Annotated in this window: 13 protein-coding genes; 9 read left to right on the plus strand and 4 right to left on the minus strand. The window is 67.8% G+C overall.

What is annotated here, in order from left to right; all coding sequences use genetic code 11:
• From AAIO73_RS09610 to AAIO73_RS09620, 3 genes are all read left to right on the plus strand, one after another.
• The gene (locus AAIO73_RS09610; protein WP_345878039.1) at positions 1 to 1,557 is read left to right on the plus strand and encodes a family 43 glycosylhydrolase; all 1,557 of its coding nucleotides are present in this window, start codon (positions 1 to 3) and stop codon (positions 1,555 to 1,557) included.
• A 61-nt stretch (positions 1,558 to 1,618) separates the two neighbouring features.
• The gene (locus tag AAIO73_RS09615) at positions 1,619 to 2,197 is read left to right on the plus strand and encodes an ANTAR domain-containing response regulator (protein WP_242117148.1); all 579 of its coding nucleotides are present in this window, start codon (positions 1,619 to 1,621) and stop codon (positions 2,195 to 2,197) included.
• Positions 2,197 to 3,408 carry a CmpA/NrtA family ABC transporter substrate-binding protein gene (locus AAIO73_RS09620; protein WP_345877641.1) on the plus strand — a complete coding sequence of 404 codons (1,212 nt, stop codon included), beginning with the start codon at positions 2,197 to 2,199 and terminating at the stop codon, positions 3,406 to 3,408. The genes AAIO73_RS09615 and AAIO73_RS09620 overlap by 1 nt, the downstream gene beginning before the upstream one ends.
• Positions 3,409 to 3,452: 44 nt before the next feature.
• Here the strand turns inward: AAIO73_RS09620 and AAIO73_RS09625 are convergent, their stop codons facing one another.
• Positions 3,453 to 3,731 (minus strand): hypothetical protein, encoded by a 279-nt coding sequence (locus AAIO73_RS09625; RefSeq protein ID WP_345877644.1) that lies wholly within the window; start codon positions 3,729 to 3,731, stop codon positions 3,453 to 3,455.
• An 18-nt stretch (positions 3,732 to 3,749) separates the two neighbouring features.
• Here AAIO73_RS09625 and AAIO73_RS09630 point away from each other — a divergent pair, with 18 nt between their 5' ends.
• From AAIO73_RS09630 to cobA, 5 genes are all read left to right on the plus strand, one after another.
• On the plus strand, positions 3,750 to 4,991 hold the full coding sequence (locus AAIO73_RS09630; protein WP_345877645.1) for a nitrate/nitrite transporter: 1,242 nt from the start codon (positions 3,750 to 3,752) through the stop codon (positions 4,989 to 4,991).
• Between the two features lie 29 nt (positions 4,992 to 5,020).
• Complete coding sequence (gene nirB, locus AAIO73_RS09635) at positions 5,021 to 7,501, plus strand: nitrite reductase large subunit NirB (protein ID WP_345877646.1); 2,481 nt, start codon at positions 5,021 to 5,023, stop codon at positions 7,499 to 7,501.
• Positions 7,498 to 7,836: a nitrite reductase small subunit NirD gene (gene nirD / locus AAIO73_RS09640; RefSeq protein ID WP_345877647.1), complete on the plus strand. Its 339-nt coding sequence runs from the start codon at positions 7,498 to 7,500 to the stop codon at positions 7,834 to 7,836. The genes nirB and nirD overlap by 4 nt, the downstream gene beginning before the upstream one ends.
• Before the next feature lie 148 nt (positions 7,837 to 7,984).
• Complete coding sequence (locus tag AAIO73_RS09645; RefSeq protein WP_345877648.1) at positions 7,985 to 10,573, plus strand: molybdopterin-dependent oxidoreductase; 2,589 nt, start codon at positions 7,985 to 7,987, stop codon at positions 10,571 to 10,573.
• A complete protein-coding gene (gene cobA, locus AAIO73_RS09650; protein WP_345877650.1) occupies positions 10,563 to 11,357 on the plus strand; it encodes a uroporphyrinogen-III C-methyltransferase in 795 nt (264 codons plus the stop codon). Before AAIO73_RS09645 ends, cobA begins: the two co-directional genes overlap by 11 nt.
• Before the next feature lie 10 nt (positions 11,358 to 11,367).
• Here the strand turns inward: cobA and AAIO73_RS09655 are convergent, their stop codons facing one another.
• The 3 genes from AAIO73_RS09655 to AAIO73_RS09665 form a co-directional block, all read right to left on the minus strand.
• Positions 11,368 to 11,550 (minus strand): hypothetical protein, encoded by a 183-nt coding sequence (locus AAIO73_RS09655; RefSeq protein ID WP_242117136.1) that lies wholly within the window; start codon positions 11,548 to 11,550, stop codon positions 11,368 to 11,370.
• A gap of 105 nt (positions 11,551 to 11,655) precedes the next feature.
• Complete coding sequence (locus AAIO73_RS09660; protein WP_345877653.1) at positions 11,656 to 12,420, minus strand: hypothetical protein; 765 nt, start codon at positions 12,418 to 12,420, stop codon at positions 11,656 to 11,658.
• Between the two features lie 39 nt (positions 12,421 to 12,459).
• A complete protein-coding gene (locus AAIO73_RS09665) occupies positions 12,460 to 14,262 on the minus strand; it encodes a DUF885 domain-containing protein (protein ID WP_345877655.1) in 1,803 nt (600 codons plus the stop codon).
• A 248-nt stretch (positions 14,263 to 14,510) separates the two neighbouring features.
• On the opposite strand from AAIO73_RS09665, the gene AAIO73_RS09670 reads away from it, so the two are divergent.
• Positions 14,511 to 15,782: an Hsp70 family protein gene (locus tag AAIO73_RS09670; protein ID WP_345877657.1), complete on the plus strand. Its 1,272-nt coding sequence runs from the start codon at positions 14,511 to 14,513 to the stop codon at positions 15,780 to 15,782.
• The last annotated feature ends 17 nt before the right edge of the window (positions 15,783 to 15,799 follow it).

A 15,799-nucleotide genomic window follows, 5' to 3' on the forward strand; every position in this document is an offset into this window, starting at 1 on the left:
ATGGCGGGCGCGGCGCTGGGCGGCGCGGTCGCCGCGCTGCCCGCCGCGAGCGGGGCCCCGGCCCCTGCCGTCCCCCATCGGCGCGGCTATGATAATCAGCGTATCGCCGATCTCGGCGACGGGCGCTTTCTCAACTCGCTGATGGCGGGCGATCATCCCGATCCGACGATCCTGAAGGATGGTCGCGATTATTACATGACCTTCTCGACCTTCGATTCCTATCCGGGGCTGGTCATCTGGCATTCGCGCGACCTGGTGAACTGGACGCCGCGTACCGCCGCGCTGACGAAGAATATCGGCGCGGTGTGGGCGCCCGAACTGACCAAGCACAAGGGCCGCTATTACCTGTATGTGCCGACCAAGAACCCGACGACCAGTTGGGTGATCTGGGCCGATCATATCGACGGGCCTTGGTCGGAACCGATCGACTTGAAGCTGCCCGATCATATCGATCCGGGCCATGCGGTCGGCGAGGATGGCTCACGCTGGCTGTTCCTGTCGGGCGGCGACCGCATCCGCCTGTCCGACGACGGGCTACGCACCGTCGGCACAGTCGAGCATGTCTATGACCCGTGGCGCTATCCCGACGACTGGGATGTCGAGGGGTTCAGCCCGGAAGGGCCGAAGGTCATGCGCCACGGCGGCTATTTTTATCTGGTCACCGCCGTCGGCGGCACGGCGGGGCCGCCGACCGGGCATATGGTGATTGCCGCCCGATCGAGGTCGATCCATGGACCGTGGGAGCATCATCCCGGCAACCCGATCGTCCGCACCACTTCGTTGAACGAAAAATGGTGGTCGCGCGGCCATGCGACGCTGGTCGAAGGACCGGACGGCAGTTGGTGGTCGGTCTATCACGGCTATGAGAATGGTTTCTGGACGCTCGGGCGACAAACGCTGCTCGACCCGGTCACATGGACGGCCGATGGCTGGTTCCGCATGACCGGCGGCGATTTGTCGCAGCCCACGCCCAAGCCGAAGGGTGGACAGGCGTTGCGCCACGGACAGGCACTGTCGGACGATTTCGCGACGCTGGCGCTCGGCACCAAATGGAATTTCTTCCGCCCCGCCCCCGACGATCGCGATCGGGTCCGCGTGCAGAACGGCGCGTTGCTGCTCGATGCGAAGGGCAAGGCGCCGTCGGACGGAGCACCACTGCTGCTGATCGCGGGCGATACCGGCTATCGCTTCGAATGCGATATCGAGATTGCACCGGGCGGGACCGCCGGTCTGATCCTGTTCTATGACGACAAGCTGTATTGCGGGCTGGGCTTCGACGAACAGCGCTTCGTCACCCACCAATATGGCATCGAGCGTGGGCGGCCGGCCAACCGCTATGGACGTCGGATGCGGATGCGCGTCACCAACGACCGGCACATCGTGTCCTATCACACCAGCCGCGACGATGGGCGGACATGGCAGCGCTTTGATCGCGGCATGGAAGTGTCGGGCTATCACCATAATGTCCGCGGCGGGTTCCTGATGCTGCGTCCCGGCCTGTACTCGGCGGGACAGGGCACCGCGCGCTTCCGCGACTTCCGCTACACCGCGCTATAGCTTGACGCGCCCGCCGCCTGCGAGGCACAGCCCGCGCGTCAGCTTCGGGGGTAGCGGGATCATGCGGATCGCGATCATCGACACCAGCACCACGCGCGCCGCGATCATCTCGGAGGGGCTGCGCGAGGCGGGGCTGGACGATATTGTCGTCATCGACGGCACGCGCCGGCTGGTCGCCGATGTCGAGGCGGCCGCACCCGAAGTCCTTCTCATCAATCTGGAAAATCCCAGCCGCGACGAGCTGGAGGAATTCTTCGCCGTGTCCCGCGCGTTGGCCCGCCCGATCGCGATGTTCGTCGACCAGAGCGATGCCGAATCGACCGCCGCCGCCGTCGATGCCGGCGTGTCGGCCTATATCGTCGACGGCCTTGCCAAGCAGCGGATCAAGCCGGTCCTCGACCTCGCCATCCGCCGGTTTCAGGCGTTCGCGCGGCTGCAGGCCGAACTGGTCGAGGCGAAGAGTGCGCTGGCCGACCGCACGACGATCGACAAGGCGAAGGCGATCCTGATGAAACGGCGCGGGATCGACGAACCCGCCGCCTATGCGCTGCTGCGCGCGCAGGCGATGCGGTCGAACCGGCGGATCGCCGAGATCGCCGATGCGATCCTGACCAGCGACGCATTGATGGGAGGCATGTGATGGCGCTCGACAAGGTCCGCATCGGTTTCGTGCCGCTGGTCGATGCCGCCCTGCCCATCCTCGCCCGCGAACAGGGTTTCGCCGAGGCCGAGGGGCTGGAGATCGAACTGGTCCGCGACATGACATGGGCGACGGTGCGCGATCGCCTGCTCTACGGCCATACCGACGCCGCCCACATGGTCGCGCCGCTGGCCATCGCTACCTCGCTCGGTCGCGGGCGACCGGCGGTGCCGCTGTCGGTACCGTTCGTGCTGGGGTTGAACGGCAATGCGATCACGCTGGCACTGCCGCTGGCGCGGCAGGTGCTCGACGACGATGGCCTCGGCGATCCGGTGACGCTGGGCGCGCGATTGAAGGCGGTGGCCGATGCGCGGGCGGCCACCGGACGACGGCTGCGCTTCGGTGTGGTCCATCGTTATTCCAGTCACAATTATAAACTGCGCTACTGGCTAGCCGCCGTCGGCATCCGGCCGGACCATGATGTAGAGATCGTGACGACCAGCCCGACCTTCGCCGCCGACGCGCTGGCGGCAGGCGAGGTGGACGGCATCTGCGTCGGCGAACCGTGGAACAGCGTCGCGGTCGATCGCGGCGTCGGGCGGATCGCGCTCGTCACCGCGCAGATCTGGCGTCGCGGGGTCGAGAAGGTGCTGGCGCTGCGCGAAGAGATGCTCGGCGACCGGCGCGAGGTGGTCGAACGCCTGATCCGGGCGCTCCACGCCGCCGCGGCGCATTTCGTCGATCCGGCGACGCGCGACGCCAGCGCTGCCATCCTCGCCCGTCCCGGATATCTCGACGCACCGGTCGATCCGATCGCGCGCGCGATCGGCGACCGGGTGCGCGTGGTGCCGGACACCGAGCCGCTGCATGTCCCCGACTTTATGTTCCAGTATCGCGAGGCTGCCAACTTCCCGTGGCGCAGCCAGGCGGCATGGCTGTATTCACAGATGGTGCGGTGGGACGGCACGCCCTTTTCGCCGCAGGAAGCGCAGACGGCGCAGGGCGTATTCCGACCCGACGTCTACCGCGCGGCGCTGGCCGGATCGGGCGCGCCGCTGCCAGGCGCCAGTTCCAAGCTGGAGGGTGCGATCGGCGGGACGGTAGCGGCAGGGTCGACGCAGGGGCGGCTGATGCTGGGCAGCGATCCGTTCTTCGATGGGCGATCGTTCGATCCCGACGATATCGCAGGATATCTGCGTGCCCTGCCCTGACGCTCCTCCTCGTCGGCGCACCAGCAGGCGGAAGTTGTCGAAGTTTACACGTTGCGGATTTTGCACAAGTTGCTGAATTGCGACGAACCGAGTATAAACTCGGTTCGTCGCAAATTGTGCTGCACTGCGAAACCACCTTGCGCGATGACCGCGAATCGGTCATCTTCTGCTGGTCCGGCAATGGCGTCGGGCACGAGATAAGCGCGATGCGGTTCCAACGGCGGGACCGATAGCGTCGGGCGATCGATGATCGTCACACGGCAACGAAGCCGCTCCGATGCGCCCGAACAGGGCCGCGTCGGGGCGGCTTTTTCTTTGTCCATCGCATTCGGGGAACTGCCATGGCTACCGCCTATTGGAAAGACGATACCGCCGCCGCCAAACCGGACAGCTTCTGGTCGAGCGGCCACACGCCGACGCTGATCGCGGCGTTCCTGTATTTCGACCTCGCCTTCATGGTGTGGGTGCTGCTCGGACCGCTGGCACCCGATATTGCCAAGACGCTGATGCTGACCCCGGCGCAAAAGGGGCTGATGGTCGCGGTGCCGACGCTGGCGGGCGCGTTCCTGCGCGTCGTCAACGGCCTGCTGGTCGACCGGATCGGGCCGAAGCGGGCCGGCGCGATCAGCCAGATCATCGTCATCGCCGGCCTGTTCTGCGCATGGACCCTGGGCGTGAACAGCTTTGCCGGCACGCTGGCGCTGGGCGTCATCCTGGGGTTCGCAGGCGCCAGCTTCGCGATCGCGCTGCCGCTCGCCAGCCGCTGGTATCCGCCCGAGCATCAGGGCAAGGCGATGGGTCTGGCCGGCATGGGCAATTCGGGCACGGTGCTGGCCGCCTTGTTCGCGCCGACGCTGGCCAAGCTGTTCGGCTGGAACGCGGTACTGGGCCTTGCCTGCATCCCGCTGACGCTGGTGTTCGTCGCCTATATGGTGATGGCGAAGGACGCGCCGAACGCCCCGCCCGCCCGCAAGCTGACCGAATATTTCCTGCCGCTCAAGCAGGGCGACGCGTGGTGGCTGATGGGCTTCTATGCCGTCACCTTCGGTGGGTTCGTGGGGTTGGCCGCGTCGCTGCCGATCTACTTCACCGACCGGTTCGGGCTGACGACCATCACCGCCGGTTACTGCACCGCCGCCTGCGTGTTCGCCGGGTCGCTCGTGCGGCCGATGGGTGGCGCGCTGGCCGACAGGGTAGGTGGTGTGAAGGCATTGTCGGTAGTGTTCGTGGTCGCCGCGGCAGCCCTCGCCGGGGTCGGCCAGGCGAACAGCGTCGAACTCGCCCTTGCGCTGTTCGTCCTCGCCATGCTGGCGCTCGGCACCGGTAACGGCGCGGTGTTCCAGCTGGTGCCGCAGCGTTTCGCGGCGGAAATCGGGGTCATGACCGGGCTGGTCGGCATGGCCGGTGGCATTGGCGGCTTCTACCTCGCCTCCTCGCTCGGCCTCGCCAAGCAGCTGACCGGCAGCTTTTCGAGCGGGTTCCTGATCTTCGCCACGCTTGCGCTGATCGCCTTCGCCGCGCTGACCATCGTCAAGGGCCGGTGGCGCCGCGAATGGACCGCCGCCGACGGCGTCCGGATCTGACCTCCTTCTTCCTGCCACGGAACCCAGTCATGAAACACGAACCTCTCTCCCCCGGCGTCGACACCCGCGAGCATCTGGTCGTGATCGGCAACGGCATGGCCGGGTGCCGTGCGGTCGAGGAACTGCTGGCGCGCGATCCCGACCGGTATCGCGTCACCATCTTCGGCGCCGAACCGCATGTGAACTACAACCGGATCATGCTGTCGCCGGTGCTGGCGGGCGAGAAGACGTTCGAGCAGATCGTCATCAACGACGCCGCCTGGTACGCGCAGAACGCGATCGAACTGGTCGCGGGCGATCCGGTCGTCGCTATCGACCGTGCGGCCAAGACGGTGACGGCACGGTCGGGTCGGGTCACCGGCTATGACCGGTTGCTGATTGCGACCGGTTCCGATCCGTTCATCATCCCGGTCCCGGGCAAGGACCTGCCGGGCGTGATCGGGTTCCGCGACATGAAGGATGTCGACCATATGCTCGCCGCTGCCGAACGCGGTGGCGATGCGGTGGTGATCGGTGGCGGCCTGCTGGGGCTGGAGGCGGCGCACGGCCTGTCGCTGCGCGGCATGAAGGTCACCGTGCTGCACATCATGCCGACGCTGATGGAGCGGCAATTGGACGAAGCGGCGGGCTGGCTGCTGAAATCCGCTCTCGAAGCGCGCGGCCAGACGATCCTGACCGGCGCCGATACCGCCGAGATCGTCGGCAGCGAGCATGTCGAGGGCGTGCGGCTGAAGGACGGGACGCTGATCCCCGCGTCGCTGGTGGTGATGGCGGTCGGCATCCGCCCCTCGGTGGCACTGGCGCGCGAAGCCGGCCTTGCGGTCGGACGGGGCATCCAGGTCGACGACCATATGGTCACGTCCGACCCCGCCATCCTCGCCGTCGGCGAATGTGTCGAGCATGACGGCAATGTCTATGGCCTTGTCGCACCCTTGTGGGACATGTGCCGCGCGCTCGCCGATGGCCTGACCGACGCGCCGACCGGCTATCGCGGGTCGGTCACCTCGACCAAGCTCAAGGTCGCCGGGCTGGATGTGTTCTCCGCCGGGGACTTTTCGGGCGGCGACGGTGCGGAGGATATCGTGCTGCGCGACGCCAGCCGCGGCATCTACAAGCGCGTCGTGGTCAAGGACGACCGTATCGTCGGCGCGGTACTGTACGGCGATACTGCCGACGGCAACTGGTATTTCGACCTGCTCAAGAAGGGCGAGAACGTCGCCGACATTCGCGACCTGCTGATCTTCGGACAGGCCTTCGCCTCGGGAGGGGCGCAGGCGGACCCTAAGTCGGCCGTTGCGGCGCTTTCCGACGATGCGGAGATTTGCGGCTGCAACGGCGTGACCAAGGGCAAGGTGTTCGCGTGCATCGACGGCGGGGCGCACAGCCTCGATACCGTCCGGTCGGGCTGCAAGGCATCGGCGAGCTGCGGGTCGTGCACCGGCATCGTCGAGACGCTGCTGGCGCTGCGGCTGGGCGACGAGGTCGAGGCTGGTCCCAAGACGATGTGCAAATGCACCAGCTTCGGCCATGACGATGTCCGGCGCGAGATCGTGGCGCAGGATATGCGTTCGATCCCCGAAGTCATGCAGAAGCTGCACTGGTCGACGCCCGATGGCTGTTCGTCGTGCCGCCCCGCGCTTAATTACTATCTGCTGTGCGCGCTGCCCGGCGTGTACAAGGACGATCAGCAGAGCCGCTTCGTCAACGAACGCCTGCATGCAAACATCCAGAAGGACGGCACCTATTCGGTCGTCCCGCGCATGTGGGGCGGGCTGACCAACCCCCGCGAGCTGCGCGCGATCGCCGATGTCGTCGAGAAGTACGACGCGCCGATGGTCAAGGTCACCGGCGGCCAGCGGCTCGACATCTTCGGCATCAAGCGCGAGGACCTGCCCGCCGTCTGGGCCGATCTGAACGCGGCGGGGATGGTCAGCGGCCATGCCTATGGCAAGTCGTTGCGCACGGTGAAGACCTGTGTCGGCTCCGAATGGTGCCGCTTCGGCACGCAGGATTCGACCGGGCTGGGCGTCAAGGTCGAACGGATGACGTGGGGATCATGGATGCCCCACAAGTTCAAGATCGCGGTATCGGGCTGCCCCCGCAATTGTGCGGAGGCGACGATCAAGGATTTTGGCGTTGTCTGTGTAGATAGCGGCTATGAATTGTCGGTAGGCGGCAATGGCGGGATCAAGGTCCGCGCCACCGATTTCCTGTGCAAGGTCGCGACCGAGGCCGAGGCGATGCATTACTGCGCCGCCTTCATCCAGCTCTATCGCGAGGAAGCGCGCTATCTGGAGCGGACCGCGCCGTGGATCGAGCGCGTCGGCGTCGACTATGTCCGCGCCCGCATCGTCGACAATGCGGCGGGCCGGGACGCACTGGCCGAACGCTTCCTGTTCTCGCAGCAGTTCATGCAGGACGACCCGTGGGCGGCGCGCGTCGCGGGGGCGGAGCGCGAGCATCACGCGCCGATGGCGACGTTCACCCCGAAGCAGGAGGTGCTGGCATGACCGGCGAATGGCTCGACATCGGCTGGGTCGATGAAATCCCGTTGCGCGGCAGCCGTACCGTGCAGGTCACCGGCGGCGACGACATCGCCGTGTTCCGCACCGGCGAAGGCACGGTCTTCGCGCTCGCCGATCGCTGCCCGCACAAGGGCGGGCGGCTGAGCCAGGGCATCGTCCATGGCGGCGCGGTCGCCTGTCCCTTGCACAACTGGCGGATCGCGCTGGCGACCGGCGAAGCGCTGGGCGAGGACAAGGGTTGTACGCCGACGGTGCCCGTGAAGATCGATGCCGGGCGGGTCCTGATCTGTCGCGCGAGTGCGCTGAAGGTGGCGGCGTGAACCGGGAAATCCTCCCCGCTCCGCGGGGAGGGGGACCATGCGCAGCATGGTGGAGGGGGGTGTCCTGCTCCACAACGGTTGCGTTCGCTGACACCCCCCTCCACCACCGCTTCGCGGTGGTCCCCCTCCCCGTACCGGGGAGGATTTGATGGCAGTCAAAACCACCTGCGCCTATTGCGGGGTCGGGTGCGGCATCGTCGCCACCCCGACCGGCCCGCGCACCGCGACCATCGCCGGCGACCCCGACCACCCCGCCAATGGCGGCCGCCTCTGTTCCAAGGGCACGCATCTCGGCGAGACGGTCGGCCTCGACGGCCGCCTGCTCCACCCCATGATCGGCCGCAAGCAGGCGACGTGGGACAAGGCGCTCGACCTCGTCGCCAAACGCTTCCGCGACACCATCGCCCAGCACGGCCCCGACAGCGTCGCCTTCTACGTCTCCGGCCAGTTGCTGACCGAGGACTATTATGTCGCCAACAAGCTGATGAAGGGGTTCATCGGATCGGCGAACATCGACACCAATTCGCGCCTGTGCATGTCGAGCGCGGTCGCGGGGCATCTGCGCGCGTTCGGCGAGGATGTCGTGCCCGCCAATTACAGCGACCTCGACGCCGCCGACCTGATCGTGCTGGTCGGGTCGAACACCGCATGGTGCCATCCGATCGTCTATCAGCGCATCCGCGCCCGCTGCGACACCGGGGCGAAGCTGGTCGTGATCGATCCGCGCCGCACCGAGACCGCCGACGAAGCCGACCTGCATCTGCCCGTAAAGCCCGGTACCGACGTCGCGCTGATGAACGGGTTGCTGGCGTGGTGCCGCGACGCCGGTGCGCTGGACGAAGCGTATATCGACTCGCATGTCGCCGTACCCGACGGCTTCTGGGAGCAACTGGCCGAGGGATATGACTTGTGGTCGGTCGCGAAGACCTGCGACCTGCCCGCCGCCGATCTGCGCCGCTTCTACGAGCTGTTCGCCGCCACGCCGCGCACCGTCACGATGTTCAGCCAGGGCATCAACCAGTCGCTGACCGGCACCGATCAGGTCAATGCCATCGTCAACGTCCACCTCGCCACCGGCCGCATCGGCAAGCCGGGTGCCGCGCCCTTCTCGATCACCGGCCAGCCCAATGCGATGGGCGGGCGCGAGGTCGGCGGCCTCGCCACCACGCTGGCGGCGCATATGGATTTCGCCCCCGACAATGTCGCGCGCGTCGGCCGTTTCTGGGCCGCGCCCCATATGGCGACTGCGCCGGGGCTGAAGGCAGTCGACCTGTTCCGCGCCGTCGGCGAAGGCCGGGTGAAGGCGGTGTGGATCATGGCGACCAACCCCGCCGTGTCGATGCCGGATGCCGATCGCGTCCGCGCCGCGCTGGCCGACTGTCCGTTCGTCGTCGTGTCCGACGTAATCGCCGACACCGATACCTCGGCCTATGCCCATGTCCGCCTGCCCGCCGCAGCATGGGGCGAAAAGGACGGCACGGTCACCAATTCGGAACGCGTGATCAGCCGCCAACGCGCCTTCCTGCCCCTGCCCGGCGACGCGAAGCCCGACTGGTGGATCATTTCGCAGGTCGCGCAGCGCATGGGCTGGCGCAGCGCCTTCGCCTATGACCGGCCCGCCGATATCTGGCGCGAGCATTGCCGGCTGTCGACCTATCAGAATGACGGCGCGCGCCGCTTCGCGCTGCCCGGCCATGCCGCGCGCGGCAACGCCGAGTATGACGCGATGCAGCCGTTCCGCTGGGACGAGACGCCGTTCGCCGATGGCGGTTTCTCAACCCCCGATGGCCGCGCCCGCATGGTCGCGGTCGCGCAGAAGCCGGTCGCCGGCACGCTCGACGCATGGCCGATGACGCTCAACACCGGCCGTTATCGCGATCAGTGGCACACCATGACCCGCACCGGCCTCAGCCCCAAACTCGCCCGCCACCGCGAGGAACCGCTGGTCGAGGTCCATCCCGACGACGCGACCCGGCTCGGCATCGCCGATGGCGGCCTCGCCCGCGTCGCCACGCCGCAGGGCGACAGCCTGTACCGCGCACAGGTTACGCCGACCCAGCGGCCGGGCGAGCTGTTCGTGCCGATCCACTGGACCGATCGCACCGCGACCGGTGGCCGCTCGGGCCGCCTGCCCCGCCCGCTGACCGATCCGGTGTCGGGACAGCCAGGGTTTAAGGCGACTCCGGCGCGGATTGCGGCAGTGGCAAGCGACTGGCGCGGCTTCCTGATCGTCCGCGACGAAACCCCCCGCCCCGATTGTCAGTGGGCGACGCGGGTGGCGGTCCCGTGCGGCACCGTCTGGGATCTGGCCGGGAACGGGGATGCCGCAAAACTCGACGCGCTGCTGCCGCGCGGCGAGCGGATCGAGGCGATCGATGCCGCACGCGGCACGCGCCGCATCGCGATCCTGCGCGATGGTCGGCTTGCCGCAGCACTGTTCGTCACCCGCGACGGATCGCTCCCGCCGCGCGACTGGCTGGTCGCGCAACTGGCCGAAGCAAGCACCGCCCCCACCCTGCTCGCCGGTCGCGCACCGGGCGTACAGGTCGATCGTGGCCCGATCGTCTGCGCCTGCTTCGATATCGGCCTCAACACCATCCTGACCACCATCGCCGACCAGCGGCTGACCGACGTCGCCGCGATCGGCAAGGCGATCGGCGCGGGTACGAACTGCGGTTCCTGCCGCCCCGCGCTTGCCAAGCTGCTGCAACCGAAAGGATCGACCCATGCCGCATGACTTCACCCCCGGCATGGTCTGGCTGGTCGGCGCCGGTCCCGGCGATCCCGACCTGCTAACGCGCAAGGCCGAACGCCTGATCGCGGCTGCCGATATCGTATTCTACGACGCGCTGGTCGGCCCTGGCGTACTCGACCTGATCGGCCCCCACGCCGAACGCGTTTCGGTCGGCAAGCGGTCGGGGCGCCATTCGAAGGAGCAGCGCTCGATCAACGATCTGCTCGCCGATGCCGCGCTGGCCGGCAAGCGGGTGGTACGGCTGAAGGGAGGCGATGCCTCGATCTTCGGCCGCTCGACCGAAGAGATCGAGCATCTCGCGGCGCACGGCGTCACCACCCGCATCTGTCCCGGTATCACCGCCGCCAGCGCGGCAGCGGCATCAGGCGGGGTATCGCTGACGCTGCGCGGGCTGGCGCGCAAGCTGACCTTCGTCACCGCCCATGCCCGGGCGGGCGAAGCGCTCGACCTCGAGTGGCGGACGCTCGCCGCCGCCGACGCGACGCTCGCCGTCTATATGGGCCGCGCCGCCGCGCACGAGGTAGCGCGCGAACTGATCGCCGCCGGCCGCGCCGCCGACACGCCGGTGATGGTCGCGGTCAACGTGTCGCTACCGACCGAACGCATCATCCGCGGGCGGCTGTCCGCCCTTGCTTTTCTGGTCGAGGCGATCAGCGACAGCGATCCCGCGCTGCTGCTGATCGGCGAGGCGGTGGCGGCTCCGATGCCGGTTGCCCGGTCCATCGACGCTGGCGTGGTGGGTCAGGTGCCGGCGCAACCCGCCTGACGGCCGATCGTCACCATGCGCGCGGCAGGCCCCCTACCCGCCGCGCGACCGCCGCCTCGATCTCGTTCATTTCGACCTGCGACAAGGTGCCGGCCGTCAGCATCTTGCGCATCAGTTCATCGACCAGCGCCGCGAGGAAATGTACCTCGGCACGCAGAGCGGCGGTGTCTTCCCCATGGGCGTTCACGTCCATTCGCTTCGACTCCGATCGCTTTCGTTGCGGGGCACCATTCACGTCGAGACTCCCGGGCGCAAGGACTTTGCGCGCGCGACCGACCGATCGGACCGGCCGCTGCGGTCAGGGCGACAGGCCATCACCACCATATTTCAGTTCCAGATAGCGGCTCTGCACCGCGATCGCGTCCAGCGCCCCATCCCCCGCCGCACCGCGCAAGCGCGTCAGTTCGGCATCGATCAGATGCAGTCCATTGACCAGATGATCGTCGGGAGTCCGCCCATCGGGCAGCATCGTCCGGCGTGCTGCGGACGGCACGTCGCGCCAGCCATCGATCAGGTCGGGCAGTTCGACCGCGATCAGCTTGTGGATCGCCCCCGCCGCCGGACTGCGCGGATCGAGCCGCGCGACCAGCGGACGCAGCCCGTCGAGGCGCTGGCGGATGTCGGTCGCCAGTTGCCGCGCGGGCGGCGGCAGACCGCGCTGATACCCTGCCAGCCAGATATCGGCTTCCTCGACCAGATCGGGCAGTGCCGCCTGGACCAGTGCCTCGCGTCCCGGTGCGCGGGGATCGGCACGCACGACGATCAGCGCCGTCGCGACGATCAGCGCCGCCATCGCCACTGCCAGCGCCACCCCCGGCGTGCCGACGGCGGCGAGGACCGCCCAGATCAGCAGCGCACCGGCGCTGGCCATCGCGAGGCGCAGCATCAGCCGGCGCTGCCGACGCGCCTTTGCCGCGCGTTCCCGGCGCGCCTGTTCGCGCCCTTCCGGCGACATGCGGCGCAACAGTTCCTCGGCGCCGCTCAGCCCTGCCTCGGCAAAGCCGCTTACGACCTTGCGCGCCCGCGGCAGGATCGGCCCCTGCTGATCGATATCGTCGTCCATACCGAACAAGATGGGGGACGTTGCCGGATGATCCAGCGTCTATCGCGCTCGCGAACGCTGTTGCGGCACGAACTCGGTCATCACCGCCTTTTCGAGCAGGTCGGGGGGCAGCAGCCCCTGCGCGAGCAGGAAGTCGTTGAACGCCATCCTGTCGAATTTCGGCCCCAATGCCAGTTCCGCCTCGATCCGGATGCGCAGCAGGCGGGTGTAACCATAGAAATAACTGCCCGCCTGCCCCGGCGCGCGCGACGTGTAGCGCTCGATCTCCTGCTTCGCCATCGCGGGCGAAACCGCGACCTGCTCGATCAGGATGCGGCGGGCATCCTCGACCGGCAACAGACCGAGGTTCAGCATCGGGTCGAGAAACGCCCGCGCCGCGCGCAGCAGCCGCGCCTGATAGGCCATCAACTGCCCCTCGATCGGGTGATAGGGCAGCGCCTCCGCCTCGGCATACAGCGCCCATCCTTCGACGTTCACGCTGTTGAAGGCATAGAGGATACGCGCCTGCGACACGCCGCCTTCGAGCATCGCCGAGAACTGCAGCTCGTGCCCCGGGCGTCCCTCATGCGCGCTGACCGACCATTGCGCGGCGGGGAAGTTGAAATCGTCATAGCGTAGTTCGGGTCCGGTGCCCGGAACCCCCACCGGCAGCACGAACGTGCCATATTCACCCGTGTTGTTCAGCAGCGGCGGCGGTTCCATGTGCGGTGCCGGCGACGCCGCCGACTCCGCCACACTCGCCAGCCGCATCTTCATCGGCCGCTCGGGCAGCGTCACGATGCGTTCGCGGCGGATGGCAGCCTCGATCTGGCGGTTGACCTCGGCATAGCTCGCCTCGATCCGGTCGTCGGGGATCGGGTCGCGCTTCAACTGGCGGATGACGTCGACATAGCTGCCCGGCGTCAGCCCCTTCTCGGCGGCGACGCGCGGGGCCAGCGCGGCCATGGTCGCGCGGGTCTCGGCGAACTCGACCTGCGCCTGCGCGATCAACTGGCGGGGGTCGATGTCGATGCCGAACTGGCGGAGCCGGAAGGCGTACATTTCGGGCGGCAGCCGATGATCGGTGCGGGCCAGCGGCAGAATGACGGTCCTGGTCCAGTCGGTATAGGCGGCGATCTGCGCATCGAGCTTCTTGAGCGCGGGACCGGCACCGGCGACCTTGTATTTTGCGAACAGCTTGCGGATGCCGTCGGCATAGGTGGCGGCATTGGCGATGGCGTTGTCGACCGACACCTTGTCGGGTCCGAGCAGCCCCGGTTTGCGCAGTTCCTCGAACCGGGCGCGGGCCAGGTTGGTCAGCGGCGTCGTGCCGGGCCAGTCGCCGACATAACGCCGCAACAGTTCGACCGCCCGTGCCCGCCTTGCCGGTGCTACCTGATCGTCGAGCAGCACCTTCAGCCCGCCGAACATCGCCTGCGGCGCGTCGATCCAGTTCAGCATATATTTCCGGCGGAGCCGCATGCTTTCGATATCGTCGGCAACCGACTGGATCAGGATGTCGAGATCCTGCCGGATCCGCGGGTCGCGCTCGCCCTCGCGGCGTCGCTTCAATTCGACGATCACCGCGTTCAGCGCCTCGGTGCGCCGCTCGTCGCGCCGCGGCGCCAGATCGGTCGCCTGCCCGTCATAGGCCGACAGGCCGTTGCCCGATGCATCCTCGGGATCGAATTTCGCCTGTGCCGCAAGGACCAGTGCGGTGTTGCGGTTGCTGGCCGCCACCCAGTCCACCTGCTGCGCAGCGGGCGCGGCCGGCGCCTGCGCGGCGTGCCCCGCCGTGCCTGCCGTCATTGCCCAGCCGGACGCCAGCGTCCCGACAACCACCGCCCGTACCAACCCGACCATCGCTTTTCCCCGCCCTCCGCACAGTTCGGGCGAACACGTACCATGATCGAAGGCATCCGCAATATTGGCCCCGGCGCCCGTCGGGATCGGGAATGGGGACGTTCGCAACGGGCCCTCGACAAGCAGAGAGCCGGGGGTGGGTCGGCTCTTGGTCGCAGTTCGAACCTTCCCGCCGCAACCGCCCCCGACACCCAAGACAAACCGCCACAAGCCGTGTAGGGCAACCCGCCGTCGCCCGGAGCCCCGCAATGTCCCTCGGCCTAGATTTCGGCACGACCAATTCCGTCCTCGCCCGCGCGACCGGTGACGCCGCGCAACTGGTACCGCTTGATGGCCCCGACGGAAACGACCCCGTCTTCCGCTCGGCGCTTTGCTTTTGGCAGGACGATGTCCCCGGCGGCATCGCGGTCGAGGCGGGACCATGGGCGATCGACGAATATCTTCAATACCCAGAGGGTTGCCGCTTCCTGCAATCCTTCAAATCGGTCGCCGCCAGCCCGAGTTTCGACACCGCCCCGATCTTCACCAAACGCTACCGGTTCGAGGATCTTGGGCGCGCCTTTCTCGATCGGTTGGCCGCGCGCGCGGGCGGGGCGCTCAAAGGCGCGAAGCGCATCGTCGTCGGCCGCCCGATCACCTATGCCGGCCATCGCCCCGACGAAGCATTGGCCCGCCAGCGCTATGACGCGATGTTCGCCGCGCTGGGCGCCGAAATCCTCTATGTCTACGAACCGCTCGGCGCCGCGTTCAGCCATGCCGCGACCTTGACCGACGCCGCCACCATCCTCGTCGCCGATTTCGGCGGCGGTACCAGCGACTTCTCGGTCGTCCGCCTCGAAGCCCCCGGCGCCGACCGCCGCGCCCGTCCGCTCGGCCATGCCGGTATCGGCATTGCCGGCGACCAGTTCGACCGGCGCATCCTCGACAAGCTGGTCCTGCCGCTGCTGGGCAAGGGCGGCACCTATCGGTCGTTCGACAAGGTGCTGGAAATCCCGGCGGGCCATTTCACCGACTTTACCGACTGGTCCCGCCTCGCGCTGATGCGCAACCGCAAGACCATGGCCGAGCTGGACAAACTCCGCCGCGCCGCCACCGACCCGGACGCCATCGAACGGATGATCGCAATCATCGAGGGCGAACAGGGATATCCGCTCTACGACGCGGTCGGACAGGTAAAGCGTGCCTTGTCGCAAGGCGACAGCGCGACCTTCGCGTTCGAAGGCGGCGGTATCGCGATCCGTGCCGAAGTCACCCGGGACCAGTTCGAGGAATGGATCGCCGACGACCTCGCCCGCATCATGGCGACCGTCGAAAGCGCGCTCGACGCGGCGGGGCTGACGGCAGGCGCGATCGACCGTGTCTTCCTGACCGGCGGGACCTCGCTCACCCCTGCCATCCGCCGCGCCTTCGCCGACCGCTTCGGACAGGACCGGCTGGCCTCGGGCAACGAACTGACCTCGGTCGCCCACGGCCTCGCGCTGATCGGGCAGCAGGACGATGTCGCGGCTTGGACGGTCTGACGCTTTCCTACATCCGG

This window comes from Sphingomonas epibiotica, from assembly GCF_039615155.1.
Classification (GTDB): Bacteria; Pseudomonadota; Alphaproteobacteria; order Sphingomonadales; family Sphingomonadaceae; genus Sphingomonas.

Excerpts from the sequence above, each read along its gene's own strand:
- AAIO73_RS09610 (WP_345878039.1), top strand. The coding sequence starts at position 1 with ATGGCGGGCGCGGCGCTGGGCGGCGCGGTCGCCGCGCTGCCCGCCGCG.
- AAIO73_RS09615 (WP_242117148.1), top strand. The coding sequence starts at position 1,619 with ATGCGGATCGCGATCATCGACACCAGCACCACGCGCGCCGCGATCATC.
- AAIO73_RS09620 (WP_345877641.1), top strand. The coding sequence starts at position 2,197 with ATGGCGCTCGACAAGGTCCGCATCGGTTTCGTGCCGCTGGTCGATGCC.
- AAIO73_RS09625 (WP_345877644.1), bottom strand. The coding sequence starts at position 3,731 with ATGGACAAAGAAAAAGCCGCCCCGACGCGGCCCTGTTCGGGCGCATCG.
- AAIO73_RS09630 (WP_345877645.1), top strand. The coding sequence starts at position 3,750 with ATGGCTACCGCCTATTGGAAAGACGATACCGCCGCCGCCAAACCGGAC.
- nirB (WP_345877646.1), top strand. The coding sequence starts at position 5,021 with ATGAAACACGAACCTCTCTCCCCCGGCGTCGACACCCGCGAGCATCTG.
- nirD (WP_345877647.1), top strand. The coding sequence starts at position 7,498 with ATGACCGGCGAATGGCTCGACATCGGCTGGGTCGATGAAATCCCGTTG.
- AAIO73_RS09645 (WP_345877648.1), top strand. The coding sequence starts at position 7,985 with ATGGCAGTCAAAACCACCTGCGCCTATTGCGGGGTCGGGTGCGGCATC.
- cobA (WP_345877650.1), top strand. The coding sequence starts at position 10,563 with ATGCCGCATGACTTCACCCCCGGCATGGTCTGGCTGGTCGGCGCCGGT.
- AAIO73_RS09655 (WP_242117136.1), bottom strand. The coding sequence starts at position 11,550 with ATGGACGTGAACGCCCATGGGGAAGACACCGCCGCTCTGCGTGCCGAG.
- AAIO73_RS09660 (WP_345877653.1), bottom strand. The coding sequence starts at position 12,420 with ATGGACGACGATATCGATCAGCAGGGGCCGATCCTGCCGCGGGCGCGC.
- AAIO73_RS09665 (WP_345877655.1), bottom strand. The coding sequence starts at position 14,262 with ATGGTCGGGTTGGTACGGGCGGTGGTTGTCGGGACGCTGGCGTCCGGC.
- AAIO73_RS09670 (WP_345877657.1), top strand. The coding sequence starts at position 14,511 with ATGTCCCTCGGCCTAGATTTCGGCACGACCAATTCCGTCCTCGCCCGC.